Origin of the sequence: Dolomitihabitans soli, from assembly GCF_022213955.1 — a bacterium.
Classification (GTDB): Bacteria; Actinomycetota; Actinomycetes; order Streptosporangiales; family Streptosporangiaceae; genus Streptosporangium_A; species Streptosporangium_A soli.
On the sequence record NZ_JAKNTW010000010.1, the window covers coordinates 254,257 to 280,100 of the forward strand.

General features: G+C 66.6%; 23 protein-coding genes, 1 tRNA gene and 1 riboswitch. Of the genes, 9 read left to right on the plus strand and 15 right to left on the minus strand.

The window, feature by feature from the left end:
• Positions 1 to 11 precede the first annotated feature (11 nt).
• A riboswitch (cobalamin riboswitch) is annotated at positions 12 to 129 on the minus strand.
• A gap of 57 nt (positions 130 to 186) precedes the next feature.
• Genes MBA17_RS22980 through MBA17_RS22990 form a run of 3 tightly spaced genes read left to right on the plus strand, consistent with a single transcriptional unit; the run spans position 187 to position 3,331 of the window.
• The gene (locus MBA17_RS22980) at positions 187 to 1,230 is read left to right on the plus strand and encodes a precorrin-3B synthase (RefSeq protein ID WP_238498610.1); all 1,044 of its coding nucleotides are present in this window, start codon (positions 187 to 189) and stop codon (positions 1,228 to 1,230) included.
• Positions 1,227 to 1,847 (plus strand): precorrin-8X methylmutase, encoded by a 621-nt coding sequence (locus tag MBA17_RS22985; protein WP_238498611.1) that lies wholly within the window; start codon positions 1,227 to 1,229, stop codon positions 1,845 to 1,847. Before MBA17_RS22980 ends, MBA17_RS22985 begins: the two co-directional genes overlap by 4 nt.
• A 5-nt stretch (positions 1,848 to 1,852) precedes the next feature.
• On the plus strand, positions 1,853 to 3,331 hold the full coding sequence (locus MBA17_RS22990; protein WP_238498612.1) for a precorrin-2 C(20)-methyltransferase: 1,479 nt from the start codon (positions 1,853 to 1,855) through the stop codon (positions 3,329 to 3,331).
• On the opposite strand, the gene MBA17_RS22995 is transcribed toward MBA17_RS22990, so the two are convergent.
• From MBA17_RS22995 to cbiE, 3 genes are read right to left on the minus strand one after another with little or no spacing between them, the layout of a single operon-like run.
• Positions 3,322 to 4,050 (minus strand): cobalt-precorrin-6A reductase, encoded by a 729-nt coding sequence (locus MBA17_RS22995; RefSeq protein WP_238498613.1) that lies wholly within the window; start codon positions 4,048 to 4,050, stop codon positions 3,322 to 3,324. The two genes, MBA17_RS22990 and MBA17_RS22995, sit on opposite strands and share 10 nt — an antisense overlap.
• Positions 4,035 to 4,778 (minus strand): precorrin-4 C(11)-methyltransferase, encoded by a 744-nt coding sequence (gene cobM / locus MBA17_RS23000; protein WP_238498614.1) that lies wholly within the window; start codon positions 4,776 to 4,778, stop codon positions 4,035 to 4,037. The genes MBA17_RS22995 and cobM overlap by 16 nt, the downstream gene beginning before the upstream one ends.
• A complete protein-coding gene (cbiE, locus tag MBA17_RS23005; protein WP_238498615.1) occupies positions 4,775 to 5,941 on the minus strand; it encodes a precorrin-6y C5,15-methyltransferase (decarboxylating) subunit CbiE in 1,167 nt (388 codons plus the stop codon). Before cbiE ends, cobM begins: the two co-directional genes overlap by 4 nt.
• Positions 5,942 to 6,037: 96 nt before the next feature.
• On the opposite strand from cbiE, the gene cobF reads away from it, so the two are divergent.
• Both cobF and MBA17_RS23015 read left to right on the plus strand, forming a co-directional pair.
• Positions 6,038 to 6,766 carry a precorrin-6A synthase (deacetylating) gene (gene cobF, locus MBA17_RS23010; RefSeq protein WP_238498616.1) on the plus strand — a complete coding sequence of 243 codons (729 nt, stop codon included), beginning with the start codon at positions 6,038 to 6,040 and terminating at the stop codon, positions 6,764 to 6,766.
• Between the two features lie 331 nt (positions 6,767 to 7,097).
• On the plus strand, positions 7,098 to 8,093 hold the full coding sequence (locus MBA17_RS23015; RefSeq protein WP_238498617.1) for a hypothetical protein: 996 nt from the start codon (positions 7,098 to 7,100) through the stop codon (positions 8,091 to 8,093).
• A 157-nt stretch (positions 8,094 to 8,250) separates the two neighbouring features.
• Here MBA17_RS23015 and MBA17_RS23020 read toward each other — a convergent pair whose 3' ends face one another.
• Positions 8,251 to 9,396, minus strand: coding sequence for a leucine-rich repeat domain-containing protein (locus MBA17_RS23020; protein WP_238498618.1), 1,146 nt, complete (start codon positions 9,394 to 9,396; stop codon positions 8,251 to 8,253).
• A gap of 447 nt (positions 9,397 to 9,843) precedes the next feature.
• Here MBA17_RS23020 and MBA17_RS23025 point away from each other — a divergent pair, with 447 nt between their 5' ends.
• Positions 9,844 to 10,269 (plus strand): hypothetical protein, encoded by a 426-nt coding sequence (locus MBA17_RS23025; RefSeq protein WP_238498619.1) that lies wholly within the window; start codon positions 9,844 to 9,846, stop codon positions 10,267 to 10,269.
• A 158-nt stretch (positions 10,270 to 10,427) separates the two neighbouring features.
• On the opposite strand, the gene MBA17_RS23030 is transcribed toward MBA17_RS23025, so the two are convergent.
• Positions 10,428 to 12,101 (minus strand): helix-turn-helix domain-containing protein, encoded by a 1,674-nt coding sequence (locus tag MBA17_RS23030; protein WP_455432822.1) that lies wholly within the window; start codon positions 12,099 to 12,101, stop codon positions 10,428 to 10,430.
• A gap of 326 nt (positions 12,102 to 12,427) precedes the next feature.
• Between MBA17_RS23030 and MBA17_RS23035 the strand changes: the two genes are divergently transcribed.
• Together MBA17_RS23035 and MBA17_RS23040 are read left to right on the plus strand one after the other, a co-directional pair.
• A complete protein-coding gene (locus tag MBA17_RS23035) occupies positions 12,428 to 12,961 on the plus strand; it encodes a hypothetical protein (RefSeq protein WP_238498621.1) in 534 nt (177 codons plus the stop codon).
• Positions 12,962 to 13,906: 945 nt separating this feature from the next.
• Entirely contained in the window at positions 13,907 to 14,860 is a 954-nt protein-coding gene (locus MBA17_RS23040; protein ID WP_238498622.1) for a CU044_2847 family protein, read from the plus strand.
• Positions 14,861 to 15,153: 293 nt separating this feature from the next.
• Here MBA17_RS23040 and MBA17_RS23045 read toward each other — a convergent pair whose 3' ends face one another.
• Positions 15,154 to 15,531 (minus strand): hypothetical protein, encoded by a 378-nt coding sequence (locus MBA17_RS23045; protein WP_238498623.1) that lies wholly within the window; start codon positions 15,529 to 15,531, stop codon positions 15,154 to 15,156.
• A gap of 111 nt (positions 15,532 to 15,642) precedes the next feature.
• Positions 15,643 to 16,494, minus strand: a complete 852-nt coding sequence (locus MBA17_RS23050; protein ID WP_238498739.1) for a phosphotransferase enzyme family protein — start codon at positions 16,492 to 16,494, stop codon at positions 15,643 to 15,645.
• 615 nt (positions 16,495 to 17,109) lie between these two features.
• Between MBA17_RS23050 and MBA17_RS23055 the strand changes: the two genes are divergently transcribed.
• Positions 17,110 to 17,565, plus strand: a complete 456-nt coding sequence (locus tag MBA17_RS23055) for a hypothetical protein (protein ID WP_238498624.1) — start codon at positions 17,110 to 17,112, stop codon at positions 17,563 to 17,565.
• Positions 17,566 to 17,676: 111 nt separating this feature from the next.
• Here MBA17_RS23055 and MBA17_RS23060 read toward each other — a convergent pair whose 3' ends face one another.
• The 8 genes from MBA17_RS23060 to MBA17_RS23090 all read right to left on the minus strand — a co-directional run bounded on the left by MBA17_RS23060 (position 17,677) and on the right by MBA17_RS23090 (position 25,841).
• Positions 17,677 to 18,255: a hypothetical protein gene (locus MBA17_RS23060; protein ID WP_238498625.1), complete on the minus strand. Its 579-nt coding sequence runs from the start codon at positions 18,253 to 18,255 to the stop codon at positions 17,677 to 17,679.
• Positions 18,256 to 19,112: 857 nt separating this feature from the next.
• Positions 19,113 to 19,472: a hypothetical protein gene (locus tag MBA17_RS23065; protein WP_238498626.1), complete on the minus strand. Its 360-nt coding sequence runs from the start codon at positions 19,470 to 19,472 to the stop codon at positions 19,113 to 19,115.
• Between the two features lie 81 nt (positions 19,473 to 19,553).
• Entirely contained in the window at positions 19,554 to 19,685 is a 132-nt protein-coding gene (locus MBA17_RS49605; RefSeq protein ID WP_274385801.1) for a hypothetical protein, read from the minus strand.
• A gap of 19 nt (positions 19,686 to 19,704) precedes the next feature.
• Positions 19,705 to 20,160, minus strand: coding sequence for a hypothetical protein (locus MBA17_RS23070; RefSeq protein WP_238498627.1), 456 nt, complete (start codon positions 20,158 to 20,160; stop codon positions 19,705 to 19,707).
• Between the two features lie 159 nt (positions 20,161 to 20,319).
• Positions 20,320 to 20,973: a TetR/AcrR family transcriptional regulator gene (locus MBA17_RS23075; protein WP_238498628.1), complete on the minus strand. Its 654-nt coding sequence runs from the start codon at positions 20,971 to 20,973 to the stop codon at positions 20,320 to 20,322.
• A 365-nt stretch (positions 20,974 to 21,338) separates the two neighbouring features.
• A tRNA-Arg gene (locus tag MBA17_RS23080) sits at positions 21,339 to 21,402 on the minus strand.
• A 157-nt stretch (positions 21,403 to 21,559) separates the two neighbouring features.
• Positions 21,560 to 22,045, minus strand: a complete 486-nt coding sequence (locus MBA17_RS23085; RefSeq protein WP_238498629.1) for a hypothetical protein — start codon at positions 22,043 to 22,045, stop codon at positions 21,560 to 21,562.
• A 976-nt stretch (positions 22,046 to 23,021) separates the two neighbouring features.
• Positions 23,022 to 25,841, minus strand: a complete 2,820-nt coding sequence (locus MBA17_RS23090; protein WP_238498630.1) for an ATP-binding protein — start codon at positions 25,839 to 25,841, stop codon at positions 23,022 to 23,024.
• Between the last annotated feature and the right edge of the window lie 3 nt (positions 25,842 to 25,844).

Consider the following 25,844-nt stretch of genomic DNA (forward strand, 5'->3'; position numbering starts at 1 on the left):
CACGACGGCTGGAGTCTCCTGGCTTCCGGATCGACGCTCACCCCGGCCTTCCCTGTGACGGTGGCCTGCGGTGGGGTTCGCTCCCCGGTGACAGTGGCGGGACCGCGCCGGATTCACACCGGCTTCCTCCAAGCCTTCGCCTGGGGCAAGCCTATGGCAGGAGGAACTGGGGTTACCATCCTCAACGTGTCGAAAGTCGGCTTTACCGGGCGGATGCGGCCTGATGCCTGTCCTGGGGCGCTCCAGGTGCACCAAGCCGCCGACGGGCCGCTGGCCCGGGTGCGCACGCCGGGCGGTGTCCTCACCCCGTCGCAGCTCCGCGAGCTGGCGACGTGCGCGGACCGGCTGGGCTCCGGCGTGATCGAGCTGACCTCCCGCGCCAACGTCCAGGTCCGTGGCCTGCGCGATCCTGCCGCCTTCGCCGAGCGGATCGCGGCGGCCGGGCTGCTGCCGTCGGTCACGCACGAGCGGGTGCGCAACATCGCCGCCGCGCCGACCGTGGCGGTGGCGCTCATCGCCGAGCTGGACCGGGCCCTGTGCGCCCGCCCCGAACTCGCCGGACTCCCCGGCCGGTTCCTGTTCGCCCTGGGCGGCACCGGCCTGACGGCTGACGTGACCGCGGCGGACGGGCGGCTGCTGGTGGCGGGGCACGAGATGATCGGCCTGCCGGGAACTCCGGCGGCCATGCTGGCGGCGGCGGCCGCCTTCCTGCGGCTGCGCACGGACGAGTGGCGGGTCGCCGAGCTGGCGGACGGTCCGGCCAGGATCGCCTCGGCGCTCGGCGGCGAGCTGGGCCCGCGGCGACCGCTCAGCCCGCCGGAACGGCCGGCCGGGCTGGTGGAGGCGCTGGTGCCGTTGGGCCGCCTCACCGTCGAGCAGGCCACGGCTCTCGCCGACCTCGCCGAGCAGGCCCAGGCGCCCGAGGTACGGCTGTCGCCCCGCCGTAGCGTTCTCGTGGCGGACCGGCCCGGCATCGGCGCCCTGCTCGACGCGGCCGGGCTCATCACGGACCCCGACTCCGCCTGGGCGGGGGTGACCGCCTGCGCGGGCCGGCCCGGATGCGCCGGCGCCCTCGCCGACGTCCAGGCCGACGCCGCGCGCTGGGTGCCGCGGCGGCACACCGACCTCCCGGTGCACTGGGCGGGCTGCGAGCGGCAGTGCGGGCTGCCCAGCGGCCGGGTGGTGCGGATGGTGGCCACCGCCGACGGATACGAGGAAAGGCATCAGTGACCGACTACGTACGTGACGGCGCCGAGATCTACCGGCAGTCGTTCGCCACGATCCGCGCGGAGAGCGACCTGAGCGGCCTGCCACCCGAGGTCGCCCAGGTGGCGGTCCGGATGATCCACGCCTGCGGGATGACCGACCTGGTGCCCGACCTGGCCTGGTCGCCCGAGGTCGTCACCCGGGCCAGGCGGGCACTGCGCGCGGGCGCCCCGGTGCTCTGCGACGCCATGATGGTCGCCTCCGGCGTGACCCGGAGCCGCCTCCCGGCGGGCAACGAGATCCTCTGCACGCTCGGCGACCCGCGCGTGCCGGAACTGGCCGAGTGTCTGGGCACGACGCGCAGCGCCGCCGCCCTGGAGCTGTGGCGCGACCGCCTGGACGGCTCCGTGGTCGCGATCGGCAACGCGCCCACCGCGCTGTTCCGCCTGCTGGAGCTGGTCGCCGAGGGGGCCGGCCGGCCCGCCGCCGTACTCGGCATCCCGGTCGGCTTCGTCGGCGCCGCCGAGTCCAAGCAGGCGCTCGCGGACAGCGACCTCGAACACCTGGTGGTGCACGGCCGCCGCGGCGGCAGTGCCATGACGGCGGCGGCGGTCAACGCCATCGCGAACGAAGTGGAGTGAGCCACATGTCGGGACGCCTGTACGGCGTCGGCCTCGGCCCCGGTGACCCCGAGCTGGTCACGGTCAAGACCGCCCGGCTGATCGGCGAGGCGGACGTGATCGCCTACCACGCCGCGCGGCACGGGCGCAGCATCGCCCGGTCCATCGCCCTGCCGTACCTGAGGGAGGGACAGGTCGAGGAGCTGCTGCGGTACCCGCTCACCACCGAGACCACCGACCACCCCGGCGGCTACCAGGGGGCGCTCGACGACTTCTACGCCGAGTGCGCGGTTCGGCTGGCCGCGCACCTCGACGCGGGGCGGACCGTCGTGGTGCTCTGCGAGGGCGACCCGCTCTTCTACGGCTCCTACATGCACATGCACAAGCGGCTGGCCCACCGTTATCCGACCGAGGTGGTGCCGGGCGTGACCTCGGTCAGCGCGGCGGCCGCCGTGCTCGGCCGGCCGCTGGTCGAGCGGGACGAGACGCTGACCGTACTGCCGGGCACCCTGCCCGGCGAGGTACTGGCCGAGCGGCTGCGCGGAACGGACTCCGCGGTCGTCATGAAGCTGGGGCGCACCTTCACCAAGGTGCGCGAGGCCTTCGCCGAGGCGGGGCGGCTCGACGACGCGTGGTACGTCGAGCGGGCCACGATGGGCGGCGAGCGGGTCGCGCCGCTGAAGGACGTGGATCCGGACGGCGTGCCGTACTTCTCGCTCGCGCTGCTGGCCGGCCCCGCCGAGCAGACCTTCGTGCCGGAGCCGGCGCAGGGCGTCGGTACCGGCGAGGTCGCGGTCGTCGGGCTGGGCCCGGCCGGACGGTCCTGGCTGACGCCGGAGGCGCAGGACGCCCTCGCGACCGCCACCGACCTGGTCGGCTACGGCCCCTACGTGGACCGCGTCGAGCCGAACCCGCGGCAGCGGCGGCACCGCACGGACAACAGGGTCGAGGCCGAGCGCGCCAGGCACGCGCTGGAACTGGCCGGGCAGGGCAGGCGGGTGGCCGTGGTCTCCTCGGGAGATCCGGGCGTGTTCGCCATGGCCAGCGCCATCCTCGAAGCCGCGGCCGACTTCCCCGGCGTGCCGGTGCGGGTGGTGCCCGGGCTGACGGCGGCTCAGGCGGTCGCGGCGAAGGCCGGGGCGCCGCTCGGGCACGACTACTGCGTGATCTCCCTGTCGGACATCCTCAAGCCGTGGGAGGTGGTCGCCGAGCGCCTGGCCGCCGCCGCCCGGGCCGATCTGGTGCTGGCGATCTACAATCCGGCCTCGCGCAGCCGTACCTGGCAGCTGCCCGCCGCCCGCGACCTGCTGCTGGAGCACCGGGACCCGCGGACACCGGTGGTGATCGGGCGGGCCGTCGGCGGTCCGGACGAGAGCGTCACGGTCACCACTCTCGGCGAACTGGATCCGGCGGCGGTGGACATGCGCTGTCTGCTCATCGTCGGCTCGTCCACCACGCGCGTCACCGATAGGGGCGTGGTGTACACCCCGCGCCGCTACCCCTGAGCCCAGTCGGCCGCCGCCGGCACGCCCTCGACGCACCGCACGCCGGGCGGCGGCGCCGGCCGGTCGACCATGATCACCCGGACGCCGGACCGCCGCGCGGCGACCAGCTTGGCGGCGGTCATCGAACCGCCGCTGTCCTTGGTGACCAGCACGTCCAGCCGGTGCTCACGGATGAGGGCCAGCTCGCCCTCGACGGTGTACGGCCCGCGGCTGAGGATCACCTGGACGCCGGCCGGGACCGGCGGCTCGGGCGGGTCGACGGATCTGGCCAGGAACCAGGCGCCGGGAACTCCCGCGAACACCGGCAGGCTGCGGCGGCCGGTGGTGAGGAACACCCGGTCGTGCGGGCCGAGCAGTTCCGCGGCCCGCACGAGGTCGGGCACCCGGCGCCACGAGTCGCCCGGCTCCTCCCGCCAGCCCGGCCTGCGCAAGATCAGCAGGGGCACGCCCGTGCGCTCGGCGGCCTCGGCGGCGGAGGCGCTCATCCGGGCCGCGAAGGGGTGGGTGGCGTCCACGACCGCGTCGACGCCTTCGGCGCGCAACCAGGCGGCCAGGCCGTCCGCGCCGCCGAACCCGCCCTCGCGGACCTCGCCGACGGGCAGGCGCGGGTTGGTCACCCGGCCCGCCAGCGACGACACCACGCGCACGCCCCGCCCGGCCAGCTCGGCGGCCAGGGCGCGAGCCTCCGCGGTGCCGCCCAGGATCAGGACGCGCCGCACGCCCGGTCCCGCTCGGCGCTGTAGAGGTGGCTGCCGGGGAATCCGCTCGCCGTCAGCGCCCGGCCCACGACGATGACCGCGGTACGTCTGATCCCCGCCTCCTTCACCTGCGCCGCGATGTCCGACAGCGTGCCCCGCAGGATGACCTCGTCGTCGCGGCTGGCGTAGGCGACCACGGCGACCGGGCAGTCCTCGCCGTAGCCGGGCAGCAGTTCCGCCACCACCGCGTCGACCCGCTGGACGGCCAGGTGCAGCACCATCGTGGCGCGGCTGGCGCCCAGCGTCGCCAGATCCTCGCCCGGGGGCATCGGAGTGGCTCTGGCCGAGGTGCGGGTGAGGATGACCGTCTGCGCGACCCCCGGCACGGTCAGCTCGCGACGGAGCGTGGCGGCCGCCGCGGCGAAGGCCGGGACACCGGGAACGATCTCGTACGGCACGCCGAGCTCGTCGAGCCGGCGCATCTGCTCGGCCATCGCGCTGAAGATCGACGGGTCGCCGGAGTGCAACCGCGCCACGTCCAGGCCACAGGCGAGTTCCTCGACGATCTGGTCGAGGTTCAGGTCGGCGCTGTCGATCAGCCGGGCGCCCGGCGGGCAGGCGTCGAGCAGCTCACGCGGCACCAGCGAGCCCGCGTAGACGCACACCGGGGCGGACTCCAGGACCCGCAGCCCTCGCACGGTGATCAGGTCGGCCGCGCCGGGGCCGGCGCCGATGAAGTACACGGTCATGTGTTTTCCTTCCTGACAGACCAGATGGTGACGGGCATCGCGGGACGCCAGCCGGTGAAGCCGCCGACGGGGGCGGCCCGCTGTACGGCAAGCCGCACCAGCTCGCCGCCGAGCCGGCCGTACCAGCCCGCGACGACCGCCTCGGACTCCAGCGTGACGGCGTTGGCCACCAGCCGGCCGCCCGGCCGCAACGCCGCCCAGCAGGCCTCGACCTGGCCGGGGGCGGTGAGGCCGCCGCCGACGAAGACCGCGTCCGGCACGGGCAACCCGTCCAGCGCGGCGGGCGCCCTGCCTTCGGCGACGCGCAGGGCGGGCACGCCGAGCGTGTCGGCGTTGCGCCGGACGCGGGCGGCCCGGTCGGGGTGACTCTCCACGGCCACGGCCCGGCAGGCCGGGTGGGTGCGCATCCACTCGATCGCGATGCTTCCCGCGCCGGCGCCCACGTCCCACAGCAGGTCGCCGGGGAGCGGTGCGAGCCGCGACAGGCTCGCCGCGCGGACCTCGCGCTTGGTCAGCTGGCCGTCGTGTTCGAAGGCGTCGTCGGGCAGGCCGGGCACCCGGGCGAGGGGCTGGGCGTCCGGGGCGGCGACGCAGTCGACGGCGATCACCTGCAGACCGCTCTCGACGCCCGTCGACTCCGTCGGCGCGCCCAGGTCGGACAGGACGGTGACGCGGCTCGGGCCGTACCCGGCCGGGTCCAGCATGCCGGTGACGACCTCGGCCGAGCCGCCGAGCACCAGGATTCGGCGGCGGGGCTGCAGCGCGGCGCGCAGGGCGGCGGGCGGGCGGCCGACCAGGTTGACGACCTCGACGTTCTCCACGGGCCAGCCCAGGCGGGCACAGGCGAGCGACACCGACGACACGTGCGGCAGCACCCGGACCTCCCCGGCCCCGAGCAGCCGCACGAGCGTGCCGCCGATCCCGTGGAACATCGGGTCTCCGCTGGCCAGCACGCACACCGCGCGGCCGGCCAGCGAGTCCAGCAGGCCGGGCAGGTTCGGCAGCAGCGGCGACGGCAGCGGGACGCGCTCCGCGCCCGTGTCCGGCACCAGGGCCAGCTGACGGGCGCTGCCGACCACGACGTCGGTGGTCTCCACCGCGCGGCGCGAGGCGGGAACCAGCCCGTCCCAGCCGTCCGCGCCGATGCCCACGACTGTGATCACGCGTTGCCCAGCGGGCGGGCGGCTCGCTTCACATATCTCCTTAAAGCCTGATAGCAGGAAATATCGTACAAGTCGCCACATGGCACACTGTGACGGGTGAAGCGGCTATTGATCATCGGCATCGGCGCGGGCGATCCCGACCATCTCACCCTCCAGGGAGCGAAGGCCATCGCCGCCACCGATGTGTTCTTCGTCATCGGCAAGGGCGAGGAGAAGGACGACCTGGTACGGCTGCGCAGACGCCTCGTCGAGGAGCACGGCCGCCTGCCGTACCGGATCGTCGAAGGCCGCGACCCCGAGCGGGACCGGACCGCGACCGCCTACGCCGAGGCCGTCGAGGGCTGGCGGCTCCGGCGGGCGGAGCTGTACGAGCGGATGATCGACGACGCGCTCGCCGACGGCGAGACCGGCGCGTTCCTGGTCTGGGGAGATCCCGGCCTCTACGACAGCACCCTGGCGATCCTGGAGCGGCTGCCGTTCCCGTTCGAGGTGGTCCCCGGGATCAGCGCCGTGTCCGCGCTGACCGCACGGCATCGCACCTCCCTCACCCAGGTCGCCCGGCCCGTGCACATCACCACCGGCCGCCGCCTGGCCGAGGAGGGCGCCACAGCGGACGACATGGTCGTCATGCTCGACGCCCGCTGCGCCTTCGCCGGGATGGACGACTTCTACATCTACTGGGGCGCCTACCTGGGGACCGACGACGAGATCCTCGTACAGGGGCCGGTGAGCGAGGTCGGCGACCGGATCCGCGAACTCCGGGCCGAGGCGCGGGACCACAAGGGCTGGATCATGGACACCTACCTGCTCCGCCGGCTCACATAGCGGTCGCGAGCCGGGCCGCCGCCAATTCCGGTGACCCGCTCCTGGTAGGTGCCGGCCAGCGCCACGATGCGGTCCGCGAGCCGGCGCGCGATCGAAGCACTCCGTAAGCACCACCCACCGTGACCGCACCGTCCTCAGCGCCTCCCATGGCCAGATGCGAGGCCAGGGCGGGAGTTCGATGAGCTACCGAGGCCAGGCCCCCGGTAGCCGCAATCCGGGACCGCCCCGGGCATTTGTGGCAGCATGATCGAATCATTGAGATAGGGGAGGGCGCTTGGTCGTTTTCGCCTGTGTGGGGTGCGGTGCTGTGGTGACCGCGCGACTATCGCGGGTGGCGCTGCCCGACCATGCCGACCAAACGTACGGCCATGACCTGCTCCCCGGGTTTCTGGAGCCTGGGACGTACGCGGTGAACCCTGCGCCTTCCGGACCACCGTGGCGGCTGTGGGACGAGGTCGGCGCCGAGGAGGCGGAAGCCCGTGGCGTGTACGCGCCGGTGTACTCCCTGCCGTACGGGCCCTCGGGACAGGTCGGGGTCGCGCCGGGCGATGTCCGCGGAACCGTCCTCATTCCGGAGCGGTGCGATGGCCTCTGCTGTGGCTGGGACAGCCGGAACGGCCCCAACCTGGCGTGCGCAGAGTGCGGGCGTGCGGTGGCTACCCGGATTGACGACTGCGGGATCTGGCAGGTGGTGTGGTTGGACCCGCGCGCCGTGTGTCCTGTCGCCGTAGACGGCCCCGCTCATCAGGTGGTCGGCTGGGAGATGCTGCGGAAGGCGTATCCGGACACGCCGCCCGTTGATCAGCTCGGATTCTGGAGCCCGGTGTGGGCTGCCGCGGTCTCGGTGGCGCTGGCCCACCTGCTGGCGGTGTCGGGCGGTATGCGGGTGGTCGCTTCTGATGGATTTGCCGCCGAGGTCTTTCGCAGAGCGCTCGACGCGCTGCTCCCTCCAGGACCGCCCGAGCGGCACCTCGTCCTGGCCGGGCCCGGCCTGCCCGACGTGATCACGGACATCGCCTTGGTGCCGCGGCATCCGCAGACCGGCGAGGTGTGGCCGTGCGGCGCGGAAGCGGTGGTTCCGCTGGCCGCTGACGTGTGGATGTACATGGCCTTCAACGACGATCGGCGGCTTGGTCCAGCGGCGGCCGGGATGCCCGACGACGTCCACCGCGACGATCCCCTGCCGCTGCTGCCTTACAGCTCATTCAGCCCTGATTCAGAGGTGTTTCTCAGCACGCTGGCGCGGCTCCCGGCAACCCGTGAGCCGTGGTTGCGTGCCATCTACGATCGTGTGGCGGATCATCGACCCAGCTTGCCGTTCTTCTAGCTGATACACCATTAGACCGGAGGCCCACCCGTTTCCGCCGCGCCGCATCGACCCCCTCCGGCCTTGCGTTTCGTGGCCCTGCCGCCCCGGTAAACGCCTTTCAGTAAGAGCCCCGCACCGAGCCTTTCCCCCGCGGATCCCGGCGCCTGCGGGCCGTTCACTGCACGAGCAGGCCGCGGGCGCGCAGGTCGTCGAGCACGTACTGTGGCAGCGCGGGGCACTTCCACACGTGCACCTCCTTGAGCGAGGGCAGGTCGACGAGCGGGTACAGGTCCGCCAGCGAGGGACAGTCCGCCACGTCCAGCCTCTCCAGATGGAGCAGCCCGGAGATCGGGGCGAGATCCGTCAGGTCCAGGCCCTGGACGGTCAGCTGGCGCAGGGCGGGCATCCGGGCGAGCGCGGAGAAGTCCGTCAGGTCCTCGGCGTAGGCCAGGCTGACCTCCTCCATCGACGGGTGGCCTTCGAGCCCGTCCAGCGTGGTGAGCCCCTGGGTGTTGTCAATGTGCACCCCGGTCAGCGCGGGCAGCCGGGACAGGGGGCGCAGGTCGGGCAGTTTCGCGTAAGGCAGGCCGAGTCTCTCCAGGTGGGGGTGGTGGCCCAGGCCGTCCAGGCTCTTCAGGTTCGTGCAGCCGCCTAGGTACAGGATCTCCAGTGCGGGCATGGCGGCGATGCCGTCGAGGCTCTTCAGCCGCGCGCAGTGCATGTGCAGCTCGGTGACGGCGGCGAGGCCGTACAGCCCCTCCAGGGTCGTGATCTTAGTAAGGCTCACGTCCAGCTCAGTCAGATTGCCTAGCCCCGACAGCGGCCGGATGTCCTCGATGAACCGGCAGTTGTTGAGGCTGAGGATTTCGAGCTGGTCGAAGGCCTCCGCGACGCCTTCGACGCTCCGCACCCCGCTGCTGCGCAGGTCGAGCCTTCGCAGGTTCCGCAGGCCGAACAGCGGCGAGATGTCGGCGACCCCGCGGCAGGCCGTCAGCCGCAGCGTCTCCAGGTCGGAGAGGCCGGCCAGCGGGGTCAGGTCGGTAACGGCCGCGCAGCCGTCCAGTTCCAACTCCACCAGGCCGGTCAGGGCGGCCAGTTCGGACAGATCCGTCAGTGCCTTGCAGTGGTCGAGACGCAGGGTCCGCAACATTGTCAGGTGCCGCAGGCCTTTGAGCCTGTCACGCCTGCGCACCGTCAACTCCGTACGCCCCTCCGCCTCGAAGGCGGGGGCGAGCCGGTGCTCGGCGAAGGCGTCCGGGTCGGGGTCCTTCGGCCAGAGCCGGAGCAGGCGGTCGGTCTGGGGTAACGAGGCGGGTTTCATGCCACGGCACCCTACGGGAGTCCTGCACGAGCACGAACGGCTCGGCCACAGCTGTCTTCACAACCGGCGGCCTCTAGCTGGGGATAACATCTGGCGGCTAAAACGGACCGTGATCGTCTTCTGACGGGGTGGTACGGCTACATCGAGGGCGCCATCAGATCAGGCGAAGCCGCAGGGCCACGATCATCGCCTCCCGACCGACGAACCGAGTGTGGGGGCGCCGGCACCGGCCCTCCCACCCACCTATGGGTCCACACCACTCGAAATCGTCCCACGCCGTCCCACCCTGGCCGAGGCTCCGCAGGTCACGCCTAAGGTGATGTCCCGCCCATCCCCGCCCGGCACAGGTCCGTTGTGGTCGGGCCCCAGCATGCGAAGAGTTATCGGCGAAAGAACCGCGCTATTCACGGGGAGGAATCAATGAAGCCAACTCGAAGGATCGTCGGCATGCTGGCGGTGGGTGCAATGGCGAGTGTCATGCTGGCGGCCGCACCAGCCAGTGCGGCCGAGTCGCCGGCGCCCATTCCCGCCTACAAAACCCCGGCTGTATGGGCCGCCGAAACCCCTGCGCTTTGGAAGACAGCCGCCCACGACTACAGGACCGACTCCGGGATATCCCCAGAGGCCGCAATCGAGAAAGCCAGCGCAGCCAGCAGGATCAAGCCATTCATAGAATTCGTCAAGAAAAACTGGCCCCGAATCTCAAAAGCCGCCAAGGCTTCCGGAAAGTGGGCCTGGTACAAGGCGAATATTTGTGCCGGCGGGGCTTCCTGGTCCATCTACCGGTGGTCGAAGGGAGATACCATACTCCTGGTGACAAATAAAACGGAGGCAGCGATCAGGGCCGTTCACGGGTGCATCAAGGCGCTCTAGCTCCGCGTGGTCTCGGCCTGGCCGCTAGTTGATATGGCCAGGCCGAGACCCTGAGTGCCTTCTTACCAGTGACCGCTGGCCATGCGAAGTCGGAGACGCCGGTAGACGGCGAGGAAGTATCGATCACACCCTTCCTGCATGTCGTCACCACCGTTTTCTCAATCGGCCGTCAGGAGAATAGGGCGGGTGCTGATCTCGGCGAAGTCGCCCGGCCTGACCGGTGTGGCGGTACCGTCCAATCTCAGGAGCCGCGTGGTGTGGGGCGGGACGGATGTGGATGCGGTACCGGCGTGAGTCCAACGTAGTACGGCGGGTCGATACCGGCCGTCGACGTCGGGTATGGAGAATTCGCACTGCCATACATTGGCCGGTAGCTGAATGGCGGTACCCTGCCCACATGCGCGAATCCGAGATCGGGTTAGCCACCGCTGCAACTGCTCCACCGCCAGCGCGGCCCTGGTCGGCGCAGCTCCGGGGACCTGCAGGGTCAGCGGAAGAGTCCTGGCGCCCCAGGCGTAGAAATAGGTACGGCTGAGATTCACGTTGACGCTGCCGTACAATCCGGTCAGATAGAAGCGGGTCGCATGGTCGATCGCGCGTTCCTCGTCGAGTGGTCGTTGCAGGACAATGTCGTGAGTCGTCCCGGTGCTCCATATGGGAGGATGCACGCCGGCTTGGTGCATCGTCCGGTAAGCCGCGTCCAGGATCGCCAGCATGGTCTCCGGAGGATCGGAGGCGGAGCGCTGGTGAAGCTTCACACTGGCGACGTCACAGTGCCCGTAACCTCCAGCCTCGGCGAACTGGCGCAGAAAGCCCTGCCCTTCTGAGTTCCATAGTCGACCTACCCCCGGGCACACTACTATCGCACCGGGATCGGCCTGCTTGATGATCTGGTTAGCCTGCCGTGTCATCTCCACCAGGGTCGCCGTGTCGCCGTTATAGAATCGGGAATCATTCGCGACCGGCCATAGCTCATAAGCTTCCATCCGGCCCCTGTATCGCCCGGCGAGAGCGCGGACGAACCGCCGCCAATTCGCCAAGTCATCCGGCGGTGCCGCCCGGGCACCTTCGGGATAGGCCATTCGCGGGGCCTTGAGTGCGGCCCAGGCGGGCGTGCCGCCGATGACGAACAGGGCCGGCAGCCCAGCACGCTGGGCGCCATTCACCAGGCGATCTAGAACGGACCAGTCGTATTCACCCCGGCGCGGCTCCAGGTTGGCCCATCGGGTCTGGCTGTCCCAAAACCGGACGGACCCCACCCGGAAGCTCGGCATCTCTCCGGTGTTCGTGTTCATCGTCACGCCGAACCTGGCCGGCTGCACCGGCCGGGGTGCCACGACCCAGCTCGGGCCGCTGACCCATTGCGGCGACGCCGGTCTGGGCGCCGTCCCGAACGGCCCTTGTGATGACACCGTGCCGAACGAGATGATCAACGACGCGATCAGCACACCGGTGAGGGTTCTTCGCTTTGACCGCGCCGACCCCACCCCTGGTACGGCTGTCGCCGTTTCGGCAGGGTCCGTATTAGGGATCACGAGTGCAGGCAAGGGTGCGGTGGGGCTGGCGGGCAGAGGGCCGGCGGCGCGAATTCCCTCGTCGAAGGCCCACGCCCGTGCGAGGTCCCGGAGTTCCGGCTCGGTGGCGCCGCACACTCGCGCGATCCGTGTCACGACGCCGACGTCCGGCGGTCTGGCCTTGCCCGTGCAGTAGCGGTGTAGCGTCGAACTGCTGATATAGGTCCTTCGGGCGAGGTCGGCATAGCTCTGCCCGCTACGTTCCTTCAAGCTTTGCAGGAGTTGCGCGAGAGCCGACCCCGTACGTGGCGTCCCCACAGTGCGTCCTCGTTGGTTCTATGAAATTCGCGCCGATCATCCCATGCCGACCCATGCCGGTCCAATATTCGCAGGTTGCGGCTTACGTGATGGCCCTTCCTTCCCAAAACCCCCACAAGCGCGCGACAGCAACCGCATGGCCTCGTTTCCTCCTGGGCCATCCCAAACCATGCCTTCCCTGGCAGGTCAGCATGCCCGTGGCATCCCAGGCGTCCCAATGTCGGCTCACTTCTTGTCGTGCCGCAGAGCAACCGGTGAGCCTTGCTGAAGGACGCAGCCTGGCAGGCAGCGCCCAGCGAATACGCACTCACCCACAGGGAGATCACATGCCAACATTTCGGCGAGTAGCGCTTGCCGCGACAATCGCGGGCACGCTCGCAGTGGGAACCGCCACAGGGCCAGCCTCTGCGAACACTCCGAAAGCCTCGAAATCCGCCGACGGGAAGCTCTCGACAAGCGCCTCCATCACGCACACGGGCACCACCGACTGCGGCCGCTACATTGCGCCCGAGACCCCCAAACCGATCGACGTCCTCAACGTCGGGTACCCAGTCCGCAAGATCAATTTCAAGGGCCGCGTGCTCTGGCTGAGAAACCTGAGAATTCCAAACCGCCTGCCGTACGCCGATTGGTCGTACGCCCACATCGTCGGCTTCACCATCCCGGGTGACCGCGTCTGGGTCGACCGCTCGACCAACGGCAAAAAGACCTGGACCCAGTGCGGTCCGTTTTCGCGAAGCTGGTCCAACATGCTGTCCAATCGGGGCGCGTGGATGCGGGCCTGTCTGGACATCAAGGTCCGCCCCTGGTCCAAGACGCGCAAGCACAAGTGCACGGAGTGGTACAACGACAAGGGCTGAGGAACACACCGAGCGTGTCCAGGAACCCCTCCCAGCTCGTCCTCGCCCTGCACCTCCACACTGCTGGCGTACTCCAGGCACTCTTCGGTTGCCTCGTTGGCCCGTTACGCTCGAGTCTCCGGGCGAAGCGAGCGCGCTGGCAGGCAGGGCGCGACCCCGCCGCCCGCGAGCGGGTGAGTCTGGTGCTGCCCGGCGGATGATCGCTTCGGAGATGCGGGGTGGCGTCCGTAATCACGAGCCAGCCGACGACAGGGTATGACCGGCTTGTTCCCACTAATGGAAGTACCAGTACAAGGCCTGCCAGGGCGGCAAGTCGGGCGGGCAGGTAGCTCCAGGGACAGCTGGAGCGCACCACGTGCACGATCTCGTTGACGATCTCACGGCGTGGATGCTCTCCGGGCGTCCGCCCGTGCTGAGCTCCGGCAGCAGATGCTCGATCGGCTTCCACTGCGCGTCGGTCAGGTCCGAGAGGTAGCGACAGGGCCGAGACGCCGCCAAGCCGCGAACGGGAGCGGACCGGTTGTGTCAACCAGTCGTGGACCACCTCTAGACATTGCGCGGTGGCCGCCGTACGGCTGGCCCCCCGGCGGTGCTGCTGCGATCACGTAGGGAACCTGGGGTGCACCCCGGATCCACTTGGCGGGGGCCCCGCCGATGGGGGGCCCCCGCGTCTTTGCTGCTGAGAGCAGTTCGTGACCCATGCGCGGGTCCCCCAGCCATTTTGGGGTGCTGCTGGAAGAGCCCGAAAGCGATCCCGTGGTCGTCATCGGCTTTCTCGTCGAGGTTGGACTTCTAGAGTTCGGTTGCCACCTCAATCCCGAGCCTCAGAACGTGAGGAAACCGGACAAAATTAGGCTCCACAGCGGAGTGGTTTTGGCCAGTATCCAGGTGCATATGGCATTGCTTCTGTCATCCTAGACACATCCGTACTGTCACAAGAGAGAGGTGAAGAGCACCATGGCTCGAGGAACAAAGACGGAACTGGTTGCAATACGTGGGGCGTTGGAGCCCTTCCGGGATGCAGCGCGGGAAGCCCTGGATGCGTTCCATGACGTCGCTCCGGACGAAGTCCAGCTTGAATTCGGTGTCAAGTTCACGGCGAGCGGTAACGCGATCCTGACGCAGGAGAGATCGGCGCACATGACGGTGCGGTTAGCGTGGAAACGCGATGGCGGTGAACCTCGGATCAACATTGAGCATGCTGAGATGAATACCTCCGGAGGCGTTCGATTGCCAATCGAAGTCGAAAATGACGACAAGGAGGAATCTTCCGCTGCCGTTGTAGCCATGATCGAGCAGGCACTTCAGGACGCGGTCGATGACGTCCCGCAGCGCTTGTCAATGTTCATTTATTTGGGTGGGGGCCGTACCGCCCCTGAGACATCCTCCGGGCTGGTCGAAGCTGTCGGCCAACTCGTAGGCGCGTTCGATCTCGAAATTGAGGAACAGCGCGGCCCGATCCATGGGTCGCTCGCCTACTGGTTTCGAGCTCGAAGGCGAGACCTGCAGAAAGCGGCTGGTTCCGATCTCGGCAAGGAGATCACCGTCGAAGTTAAAAGGGCTCTCCAGCTCCGAGCAGTGGACGCCGAGCAAGCCAAGGTCGATGGTGCGAAAGCCGAGGCTGTCGCCAAGCTGATCGCCGCCGTCGAAGCCGTTCCCACAGCTGTTATCCATTCCGGAGCCCTGCTGCTCGTGAAGACGAACGACATGCTCACGGTCAAGGATCTGTCGCCTGCGGAGATCGACTATCTGCGACGGAACCCGCACTCTGTCGCAGATCCGGTTAATGTGCTTACTCATCTACAGGTCGTTGCGGTCAGTGAATTGCATCGTGCTGATCATCTCGTCTTGCCTTCGGAGATGAATGGCGAGCTGGAAGCTGAATCGGCCAACGGATAACAATACCTACAATCGTCCATCGGGTCACAGAGATCGACAGCACGGGCCACGAATTCCATTGCTTGAAACGGAATCACGAGGTCGCGGCAGCAGCGTGGAGTCTCGTCGGCCAGTTCTGCTGTGTCGAGGCCATTTTCCACGCCGACCACGAAGTGTCGGACATTGCGCGCCATGACGATCAACCCCGTGCCCTCATCATCCGCGTCACTACTGCTGAGAGCGGTTCATGATCGGCACATGGGTGGTACGCGATCAAGGACATTCGCCGACCCTGCCGCTACACCCGTTGCCTATTAGGTCATTTGAAAATACCGGGACTGGTCCTCGGGGAAGTGGTCGAGATAGCGCGGATCGCTCACCTCGATGGTGAAGCCGGGGAACCTTCGTCGGCCCTCTTCGCCCTCATCCAGGTCGAACGAAACGATAATCTCCGCAGCGCGGCGTGCGAACTCGGCACGCCTGAGAACGAGCTCATAGAGCTCCTTGAGCTCGGCTTCCGTCGCAGACGCGGTACCGACCCGGCTGAACTCCCTCCACGCGCCCACAATGATCTTAAGCCCGAACTCCGGGCTCCGAGGGTACCCGTAGTTGTCGGTATCGCGGCAATGCACGAGGCCGGTGACAGTGGTGCCACTGCGGCGGCCGGCGACAACGTCGTAGATGAAGGTCATGTGTGGAGCACAATGGTCACGACTGACACCCTCCGGGCGATGCGATCTGAACCAGCCTCTGACTCCCTGGCTACATGCAGAACTACTGGAATACCGCTTAAGACGGGGGCATCAGCCATGGGTCTCCAGCCCTTTGCGATCGAGCGCTGCTCGGATCTGGCTGAGCCACTCTGTGCCCAGCTTGCGCCCGTTTGGGAGTTGGTCGCCTCGATCCCAGCGCCACGTTGTGATCATCGCCAGCACGAGGATCCGGCACTCGCGCAGCAAGTCTTGATTGACGCCCGAATAGTGCTCGCTGACTTCATCAGGCGCATGGGCGAGGTCGAATTCGACAGGCCCACGGCAACATGTCTCGAGGTCTATGAACAGCAGCCCGTTCTTCGTGGTGAGCACGTTGCCCGGGTGCGGCTCGCCGTGCAGCAGCTGCTCGGCGCCGCCGCGCTCGCCGATCACTCGTCTCAGACTTCGTAACGTGTCGCCGAGCAGCTCCCGGTCCGCGTCGGCGAGCGCCGGAGTATGGTCGCGGTTCGCCACGAGTTGTTGGGCCTGCTCGACTCGATCCGTGAAGTGCGGCGTCGGGACATCGAGCTTGCGCATGCCGGCATGCAACCGCTCGAGCGCATTGGCGTAGTCGGCTGGTGAGACCTCTCCACGTGTCATGGGTTCGTAGTAGGTCCACAGCGTGACCACGAAGCCATCACGCTCATAGACGCGTGGCTCCACTCGAGGCTCAAGAGCAGCCACAGGGCACCCGGATTCGGCGAGCCGCTGAGCAAGCTCGACCTCGAACCGTGCGACCTGATCCGCTACGGGTGCCACCCGGGCCAGGACGTCGCAAGGCAGCAGACGCAGAGTGAGCTTGTTCGAGTCATGAAGAACGATCGCGTCGTCGACTGTCAGGTCAAGTGATGAGGCGGTCGACATGGCCGCAGCCACCGCACGCGGAACCTCTGACGCCTGCATCGTCGCCTGGCCCTCTCCCTTGAACGCTGCCGTATTCTCCAAGCGGTGCAACCTGGGCACCATACCAAGGTGTCGATAGAGGACCCCGGTGCGCGACGGGCAGGACGCGACGACCGACTCGGCGATCTGCCCCTCGGCTACTCGGCCGAAAACCGTCACACAACGCGAGCGATACCGGTCGCGGCGCTAGCTCGCAGAATCCGCAAACCGCAGAACTAGGCGATGGGTCACCTTTCCGCAGGTCGCAAGGATGTGTACCACGAGCCCGGATACCACCGCCGCCCAGGCGATCTGGACCACCCCGATCGACGCGCTACGTTGATGAGTGAAAGGATCCCAAGACCGGCGTGTACGAGGGCTACATCGAATTCAAGAACCACTCACCGCCACCGCCCTGGATTGCCAGGCACGGCAATCAAGGATGGAGCACCTTCTGGCCCGACGACATGCAGGCGTGGGAATCGACAAAGTGACTTCCGATGCATTCAAGAACGCCCATAAGAAAGAAGACGGCACCTGGGAGGGAATGTACGGTGACATCCGGATCGAGGGTTGGTACGACCGATCGACCGGGGACGTCGGCTACGGCCGGCCCAAACTCTAGAGAAGGCAACCGTGAATGGTCTGGAATTCTATTTGCGCGGCGGAAGCGTCGAGTACCGACGCTCCGATGACCGGCTCATTCCCCTCGCCGTCTGGCTCTCCTCCGACGTTGGAAACAACTTCGGACGCTGTCTAGACGTCCTCGACAGCGTGTCCAAGGCGACTGCGGGAGAGAAGGCGCAGGAGTACCCGGGAGACATCTACACCGCTACCTTCGTCGGCGAAACGGTTCTCGTCGAGCACAACTTCTTGGAGGAAACGGCCGAATACAGCCTTGACGATGTCCAGCGCGCGGCCGAGGAGTACTGGACGGTGCTGCTGCGAAAGCCTGACGATCCCGACTTCCCCCGTCATCTTCTCCCGGACCTCCCCGAGCATCTCGCGTACCTGTACTTCTGGGAAGAGACTTGGCAGGAACCTCATCCGTACCGCGGCCGGCTCGGCATTCCCGCGCAGGGATCAGAATGATGAGCGGAAACGGGAGGAAATCGCGACGGGTTCACTTCGTATCGGCTCTTCGAGCTTGATCGGGGAGCGCCGCCGGAGCCTCAGGGCTTCCTCGGCCGGCAGTAGGATCGGCTATCCGCCCTGTCTCCAGAAGGTCATCTCGAAGCGGAGGTCAGGGCGGTCGCGGTCACCGGTAATTCTGACCAAACGCAGCCACGCCACGTTACCCTCGGACGTGACCGAGCAGAAAGTCTGAGAGAGGCGCAGGTCCTTGACGAGTACGCGTTCGATTCCCAGAGATTGAGCTGAGTCAACGCATTCTTCCGCGGCCTTTGGCTCGGCCTTCGGCCCTTCGCCGAACTGCTCGCCTCCGCCGTTGAGATCTCCGCCGTAGCCGCAATTGGCGTATTCCAAATCGTCTACATCGTTATCATCTGTGATGCGTGGAACATCGAGATCGACCCATGTGTAGCAGGCGGGCCACGAAACGCGTAGTGGTTTACGGCTGAAGACGAACTGATAGGACGAACTGGGACTCGAAGACGGAGTGTGGGCCGGTGCGGGCGTGGGCGGAGCTGAAAGAGTGACTTTGACCGTCGGCGTCGCACTCGGCGAAGGCGCAGGCGCAGGCGCGGATGATGGCGTGACCGTCTCTCCTGTACGAGGGAACAGCCATGTGAGGGAAGCAACGAGGACCCCGATGATCGTCACAATTCCAGTCCAGCCCATCCAGCCTGGCTTGGAATGCCACTTATCGCGTCTTGGATGGAAGTTTCTTGGGGGCTGATCGGGCATCGGGGCTCCGGATGGTGTTCACGACGGCGACTACAGACTAGACGAGCGGAGTACGGCGGCAAGGGCTCAATTTTAAATCGACGGAAAAGGCAGTCTTTGTCCGGATTTCCGATTTATGTGGCCAGTAGACTGATTTCTCGGCCATCTGGCCCAAGAGCGCGCCTGGCAGGGTCGTAGCCACTCGCCGCAGGACGTCAAGAACCTCAACGCAAGCCAAAACCCAAGAGCGCCTCCTCGGAGCCCGCCGAGGACTGATCAACAGCCAATGGGCGTCAACGAGAACAGGCGGGCTCCGTGAAACCGGAACCCACCCGTTGCTATGACCTCAGCGAAGACGAGGCCATCGCATGCGAGTTCCATAACCGTCTCTTCTGCCTCCAGAACCCGGACGCGCCCCGGCAGTGGCGGGCCTTCCAAAGAGGGCATCTGATCTTGTTGCAGAATGATCCGTCCGTATCGGGGGGACAGGTCGGTCGTTGATCATCAAAATGGCTTCCCGGCGCGCCTACCGCGGCGACTTGTCCGACGCCCAGAGGGCCTGCGATCGAACCGACCTTGACGGCCTGGCGAGCGGCCCGGCGCGGGCCTGGGTACGGCAGCGTGTGTGCACGACCTGCGAGAAATCGCGACCGCCATCTTGTACAGCATTTTCCGGCGCGACGAGTCGGCGGACTCATCCATGAATACCAGCAGGTCACATGACGTGACAGGGTATTCGGCTCCCACACCCTACTTCAGGCACTGTTTCATGGTCTTCAATCGTGAGCCCGTGATCAGGCAGACCCGGATCTCGCGGCCCGCTTCGTCGACGACCTTCCTACGCCCCAAGGGCCGATCGAGCGTGACAGGCACAAAACGACCCCGCCGCGACCACCGATGTAAAAACGCGGCCACAACTCGTCCCGTAACTTCTCCAGCAGCGTGCGCTCACGTTTCGGGCAGACGTTGCGAAGCAACACCCGGACCCGCACGCTCGTCTCGAACTCGGAAGCTTCGGCTTCGTCGGCCTTGAGACATTCCGCGAGGTTCATGCTGAACGCGTGCAGGATGAGGGCCCGTCCTTCCACCTCGACCGTGTCGATCGACCCATTGAAGGGTGGTTCAGCCGGCTGAGACCGGCGCGCCTGAATCACCGCTGATCGGGCACCTGCCGGTTTTCTTGCCGACCTGAACCCACCGCACCGTGCCGTTGTGTCCCCTGGTTTCGGGTCTGTTTAGTCGATCTTCCAGGCGATGTCGGTGACCTTGAAGCGGCGGATCTGGCCGTTTGATTCGAGATTCGGGCTGGCGCCGCGCGCCGTTGGGTGCCTTGTACTCCTTGAGATGCCCGGGCCGATCGGGAACATGCTGTGACCTGCCTGAGCGTCAGCGGCCCGGGTGTACGTACTGGTTGTAGCGCTTCGTGGTGTTGACGCAGTAAAAGTCTTCCTTTTCGTTGTAGACGCACAGCTCCAGGGTGACCGCCGATATGGACTGGGAACGGGAGAGGGTGAAGTTTCCGAAGTTGGTGCCCTTGTCGGCGCAGCCGTTGGTGTCCTTCTTCCAGGGGAGTGTGCGCCAGGTTCCGGTGGTGTGTTTGTATACGATCCGGGCCTTCACCGGAAGGTTGTCACCGGGACAGAGGTCGCGCACCTTGAATTTCCGAAAGACGACCTTCGTCCGGCTGACGAAGTCGACGGTTACCTGGGCGTACCCGTCGCCGCCGCTCGGGCGGTTCGTGCGGCCGGAAGACACTCCGTCCCTCGCCTGCGCCGGGCTTGCCACCAGCAGTCCACTCAATGTTGCGATGGCCAGCGCGGCGCTCAGAATACGGGTCTTCAACAGTCCTCCAGCAAGAGACGGCCTGGTTGGCCCCGAACCCTAGGGAGGATCTGCCTGGTGATCAACCTGCGTTCGAATGGTGAGACGCTCGGTGAGCCTCGGCGGGCGGCAGAGCGGTGTCGGCCGCGGTGGTGCCGGAACGACGACGGTCCGTTCATCTCACGTCCGGCGCAGGGTGGCGATGCCGGCCAGGAAGATGTCGACGCCGGTGAGGAACTGGTCGCGGTCGTCGTGCTCGCGCAGCCGCGTCGCCGCCTCGTGCACGAACGGGTACCGGCCGGGGTCCAGCTCTGACCACTGCTCGGCGACGCCGGCCAGGAAGTCCGCCCGGCCCGTCTCCTGGTCTCGCCCCCGGCCTCTGCGTGCGGCGTTCTGTGCGGCGACGCCGAGGACGTAGTTCACCAGGGCGCCGGCCGCGTCGAAGCGCGCTCGCTCGGGGACGGCGAGCGCGTGCAGCAGCCTGCCGACGCTCTCGTAGAAGTCGAGCAGCGCGGGCCGCCACGGTTGCCGGGACAGCTCGGCGCCGACCCACGGGTGGGCGTCGATCGCGTCGAACAGGCCCAGCGCGACGCCGCGCAGCGCTTCCCGCGGGTCGGCGTCGACGACCGCGCCGGTCAGCACGCGGGCGATCACGTCGTCGGCGGCGGCCGCGAGCAGGTCGTTCTTGTCGGCGACGTGGTGGTAGATCGCCCCGTAGCCGGTGCTCAGGCGGATGGTGAGCGCACGCAGCGTCAGCGCGCTCTCGCCGCCTTCGTCCAGCAGGTCGGTCGCGGCCTGGACGATCACTTCCCTGGAAGGAGCAAGCACTGCCATAAGCAGCCCGCACCCTTAGGAGCCTCGGTCAGCCGGCCTCGAACGACTGGACAGATCCACAACGACTGCCGTTCATCGTGATCCGGTACACCGCTGGCAGCCCATATGGGTCGTGATGGCGGCTATTGATCCGCTGTTAAACGGATTCGGCGGATCTACCGCTCAACGCTGGAAGCGGCTCATGTTCAAGGCGCACAGAAGACATGGGGCGTCTCGCCGTCCGAAGCTCGATCATGGCCCATACCTGGCCCACAACCCATGAGCGTCAACGAGAACGGGCGGGACTCCGTGAGACTGGAGGCCCGCCCGTTTCGGTGGTCTATCCGCAGGTCAGCTGCTGTTTCCTGCTGCTTGCGATCGCGTGCCCCCTGCAGGATTCGAACCTGCGCACCCGGCTCCGGAGGCCAGCGGCAGAACCCGCCTTTACCTGCGGAAACGCATAGCAAGAGTGACGATTGACCGCCCCTGGTACGTGATCTAGGTTCAGCGCCCCTAAGACGGGGACACCACCCCCGTCTACCCGCCCGACGAGGGAGTCATCTCACGATCAGCCGGTGATCATGAGATGGCTCTCAGCTACATCAGGTCATCTCCCGAGCCATAGGATCTTCGTTATTTTGAGGCCCGCCGAGCCGTCCTTGAGCCGCCAGAAGGCCTTGTACTTGCAGTAGGGGATGGAGGCATACGTGACCCTCAGCGCGCCCGTGTACGAGGTACCGTCGATGTCTACCGAAGATGCGCTGAAACCACCGCACCCTTCGCTGCTGTCCGTGGGTACCCGGTTGAGATGCAGGTCATAGTCCTTGTTGAGGCTGCTGGTCGGCTTGGATACGCGGGCCCACCGGTACCAGTGTCCCTTGTACTTGCCCATGCGGAGCTGGAGCCGCGCGCCGCTGGGTGCCACGTACTCCTTGAATGTGCGCACGTCGGTGGCCTTGGTGGGCGCGAAGTAGTTAATGGGCCCACCGATATCAGCGGCCGCCGCGCTAGGGTTGGCGACGACGCAGGTGGCCGCGATCAGCGCACCGACCGCGGCCGTGCCGAACGCCTTGGGCAGACTCTTGAACTTCACGCGATGGATCCTCAATGTGATCGACTTCTGGACTGTCGCCGGCAGCCGACCAGGTCGGTGACAGCTCCAGCCACGCTAGAGACCGCCGGTATGCCTTCGGTATGTCGCGCGATCCCGCCAGCGGCGAGGCGGCCTGGCGACGCGTCTTCCGTTTCCACCTCCACGCGTGGGCCCGTTTCGGAGCCCACCGACCTCACGCCGCCGTGGACGAAGGTCGAGCATCCGGTCGAGTCCCTCACGGAGCGGGCCGAGGAGATAAGGCCGGGCGCTGAGGGCGTGCCTCGACGTCCGCCAGGAGCAGAACAACCGTCAGATAGACGCCGCGCTGGAGGCTTGAAGCTGGTCCACACCTGGTCCACAACCAGCGAGCGTCAACGAGGACGGGCGGGACTCCGTGAGACTGGAGGCCCGCCCGTTTCGGTGGTCTATCCGCAGGTCAGCGGCTGGTTTCCGCTGGTTGCGCTCGCGTGCCCCCTGCGAGGAACCCGTAGCAAGGGAACGAAATCCTCTACATGGCGACCTGGGCATTCTCCGCAGCATTGCCCACTCGGGCAGTGATCGTCAGGCGATACTGGAGACGTGTCACCCGCTACCGCAGACTCGCGGCGGCACCAGGGCACAGAATCCGGTGGGTTCGAGAGAAACATCAGGCTGACCGCCAGGTCCGTACCGAGGGCGGACCCGTCGGCGAACACGATCGGCGGGCGCATGCTGACCACCACCTCGCCGGTGGGATGGACGGTGTTCAACCTCGATCCAACCCCGGCCAGGCCCATGTCAACGATCACCCGAGCCGGCAGCCCCGCCACTCAGAGCGGCCCTGCTGCTACACCCGTTGCCGATTAGGTCATTTGAAATACCGGGACTGGCACTCGGGGAAGTGGTCGAGATAGCGCGGATCGCTCACCTCGATGGCGAAGCCGCTCGCAGCGGCGTATCGGCCTCTATCGATCTTGTCGACGCGCACAATTGCTTGTCACGACTCCACGGATACATTGTGATCAACGCCTAGTTGGCGCAGTCCTTCGTTAACCACGAGGTCGAGAGTCTGACGCGAGATCCCTCCAGACGCATCGGCAGTGATGGTGAAGTTGATCTCAAGAGTCGCCCCTTGAGCCGCGAGTGGCAGAACAGCGACCTTGAGCACGTCTCGCACTTTGTCTGCTGGCACGCGGTTCACCTGGATGGTCAACCGCGTGGGATCAGCAGAGGCTGGCGGAGGCGAAGGAGCCAGCCCCGGGGCCGGACCTGGGCCACTAAGGGCAGAGTCGCCCTCTACTGGAGGATCATTCACGGTAGGTGGGGCTGGGGGAGACGATACTGGCGGCTCGGGATCTCGCTGTTCGAGGAGGGTCTTGGCCATGGTGGCTCGGACGAGCCAGGTTCCTGGCTGGAACTGGATCTCAGTGGGATCTACGTGGGTGCCAAACTTAATGATCGAATCGTCGGCGTCCCATGCCGATCCTGACGCTAAGGCGAAGACTTTCTGCTGGACACCGTTGATGAGACAGGTCCGCAGAACCTCTGGCGAAGCGATTTTGGGAAGGCGCGGGTACCTGTGAAAGGCATCAAGAAGCTTTGAGATCTCGACCATCTCTTGGTCTGCAGGTAGGAGCGCGAAGCGTTCCGAGAGTAGGGCGGCGGGTGCTAGCCTGTCGAGAAGTCTATCGGTGGCTTTGAAGTGCTCGGTTGCCCTGGCTGGGATCGTGTCATTGACCTTGGCCGGGCCGAGGTCAATGTGGTCGACGACCACTCCTCCGCTTCCGTTGGTATCTGCACCGAGTACTAATACGTGTCGGTAGGCCATCACCAACTGTGCCGGGAGACGGTCCTCGTACTTCTTGATGCGCGATAACAGATCCTCGCGCTGTTCCTCGTTAAACCTCTTGAGTCGGTGCTTGTCCTCACGCAGGTCTATCATCGCCGCCAATGTGCGTGCTGTTGCACGCGCCTTGGATAGGGCATTGCCGTCGGCAGCCACGAGTACGCTGACGTTTTTGTTAGTGCGACCTGCCGGGCCGCGCTGGGTCAGGACCGTTTGCGCGTGTGCCTTAGTCGTTTCGGTGATGCCGATGCCGATGGTGTGCTCGTAGTCGAGGATACCGAGAAAGAGGCGCCCTTCATCGGGTAGGTCAGAGCTCTCATCGACATGGAGCTCCACTCGCCAGGGGGTCTGGCTAGGGGCCACTCTTGACAAGGCAACGTTGAGGAGGTCGATGATCGGCTCTTCACCGACCGATCCTTCCCGTTCGACGATGACCTTGTTGAGATTGGGATCAGTCGTGAACCGGTATCGGCCCCCCTCGTAGCGCATATACCACGCGGCGTTCTTGAAGGCGTCGCGGACGTCCTCGATTACACCGCGCGACAGGCCAGGCCGTCCGACTCCGAGGAGCATTTGGGGTGCGGACGCACCAGCAACTCGGTCAGCACCGAACGAGTTGAGGAAAGCAGTGGTGGCCAGTCCCACGGCAACGCGGTTTACGGCGACCTCGCCACCACGTCGCTTGTCTTCCTGGACGGCCCGCGAGTCATCCCGGATGAGGTCAGCGTTCAAGGCAGCCTTGTAGGACTCACCAGCGAAACGAATCACCTCGGCGCGAACCCCAGCGTCGCGCAGCGGGACATCGCCGGGATGGATGATTGGGGCCTTGTGCTTGGCCTGCGCGAGCGCCTTGACGGTGTGAGCGAGGGAGCGCAAGGCACCCCGTGTGCGCTGGAAACCGGAGAGCGACCCCCAGCGATTGGTGAGGATATCGATCAATTCAGGATGGAACGGGTAAGCAGCTTCGATCCGATCCCGATATTCCGCGTCTCGGAAGCTCGAGGGAAGCACATCGCCGAGATGATCATAATAGGCGCCGTAGGCATCGGCCACTGCACGGCGGTCCTTGGGGTCACCAACGGTGTCGAACAGCCGCGTGTGCAGGATCGGGAAGATGTCGTCTCCCTCGACGGGGGTGACGATGCTTTCGGTACGGCCCACGACCTTGGACAGACGCTCCTGCATTTCCTGGCCGGCAACGGTTGCGTAATCCTCCATACGGGACGAGGTCAGCGTCGCCAAGAGGCAGGCACCCTTGACGTTGGACGCCGCGGTAGCGAGCTCCTTGATGACTGTCAGGGTAGTAGCCGCGAGCGACCCTTCGTGGCTGCGAGCTTCAAGCGCCTTGTTAAGGTACTCCAGCGTCTCGTCCATCAGGATCAAACACGGCGAGTAGCGCTCAAGAATTTCGACCATCTGCGCGGTGGACGTACCGCGAAGTCCCTCATCCTGAGCCTTAACAAGCGCAAACCCATCAGCGCCGCCAAGCTGCCAAACCAAATGCCCAAGGAACGAGTGGACAACAGTGCCATCGGGCATAGTCTCAGGATCAACAAGCATCGCGGAGCCATCAAGGACCACTGTCCGGGCCTTCGGCAGTGTCCCCGCTTTGAGCAAGGCGGCGAGACCACGGGCGAGCTTGGTGTGCGCAACCTTGTCGGGCGAGTGGAACAGGTGATAGGCCGCGAGCAGCGTGTGCGTCTTTCCGCCGCCGAACTCCGTCTGCATCCGATGAACCGCCGCCGCCGAGGAGTCGCCACCGAGGCGGTTGCCGACCTCGACTAGCGCCGCCCGCAGATTTGCAGTGAGGAACGTCTTGGCCGCGAATAGCGCCGGATCAAGGTAGTCGACAGGGCCCTTGCCTCGCGCAACAAGCCCAAGGTCCGCCGCGAACAGGGATTCGTCGAACGATCCGTCAGCGATGTCCCCATGAGGTACTGCAACGTTCAGCCAGTTCTTCAGGTTTGCCATAAT

What these genes read in the sequence shown, in the direction of transcription:
- MBA17_RS22990 (WP_238498612.1), top strand. Translation starts at nt 1,853, where the DNA reads ATGTCGGGACGCCTGTACGGCGTCGGCCTCGGCCCCGGTGACCCCGAG.
- cobM (WP_238498614.1), bottom strand. Translation starts at nt 4,778, where the DNA reads ATGACCGTGTACTTCATCGGCGCCGGCCCCGGCGCGGCCGACCTGATC.
- MBA17_RS23020 (WP_238498618.1), bottom strand. Translation starts at nt 9,396, where the DNA reads ATGAAACCCGCCTCGTTACCCCAGACCGACCGCCTGCTCCGGCTCTGG.
- MBA17_RS23025 (WP_238498619.1), top strand. Translation starts at nt 9,844, where the DNA reads ATGCTGGCGGTGGGTGCAATGGCGAGTGTCATGCTGGCGGCCGCACCA.
- MBA17_RS23035 (WP_238498621.1), top strand. Translation starts at nt 12,428, where the DNA reads ATGCCAACATTTCGGCGAGTAGCGCTTGCCGCGACAATCGCGGGCACG.
- MBA17_RS23045 (WP_238498623.1), bottom strand. Translation starts at nt 15,531, where the DNA reads ATGACCTTCATCTACGACGTTGTCGCCGGCCGCCGCAGTGGCACCACT.
- MBA17_RS23050 (WP_238498739.1), bottom strand. Translation starts at nt 16,494, where the DNA reads ATGCAGGCGTCAGAGGTTCCGCGTGCGGTGGCTGCGGCCATGTCGACC.
- MBA17_RS49605 (WP_274385801.1), bottom strand. Translation starts at nt 19,685, where the DNA reads ATGTTCCCGATCGGCCCGGGCATCTCAAGGAGTACAAGGCACCCAACG.
- MBA17_RS23075 (WP_238498628.1), bottom strand. Translation starts at nt 20,973, where the DNA reads ATGGCAGTGCTTGCTCCTTCCAGGGAAGTGATCGTCCAGGCCGCGACC.
- MBA17_RS23090 (WP_238498630.1), bottom strand. Translation starts at nt 25,841, where the DNA reads ATGGCAAACCTGAAGAACTGGCTGAACGTTGCAGTACCTCATGGGGAC.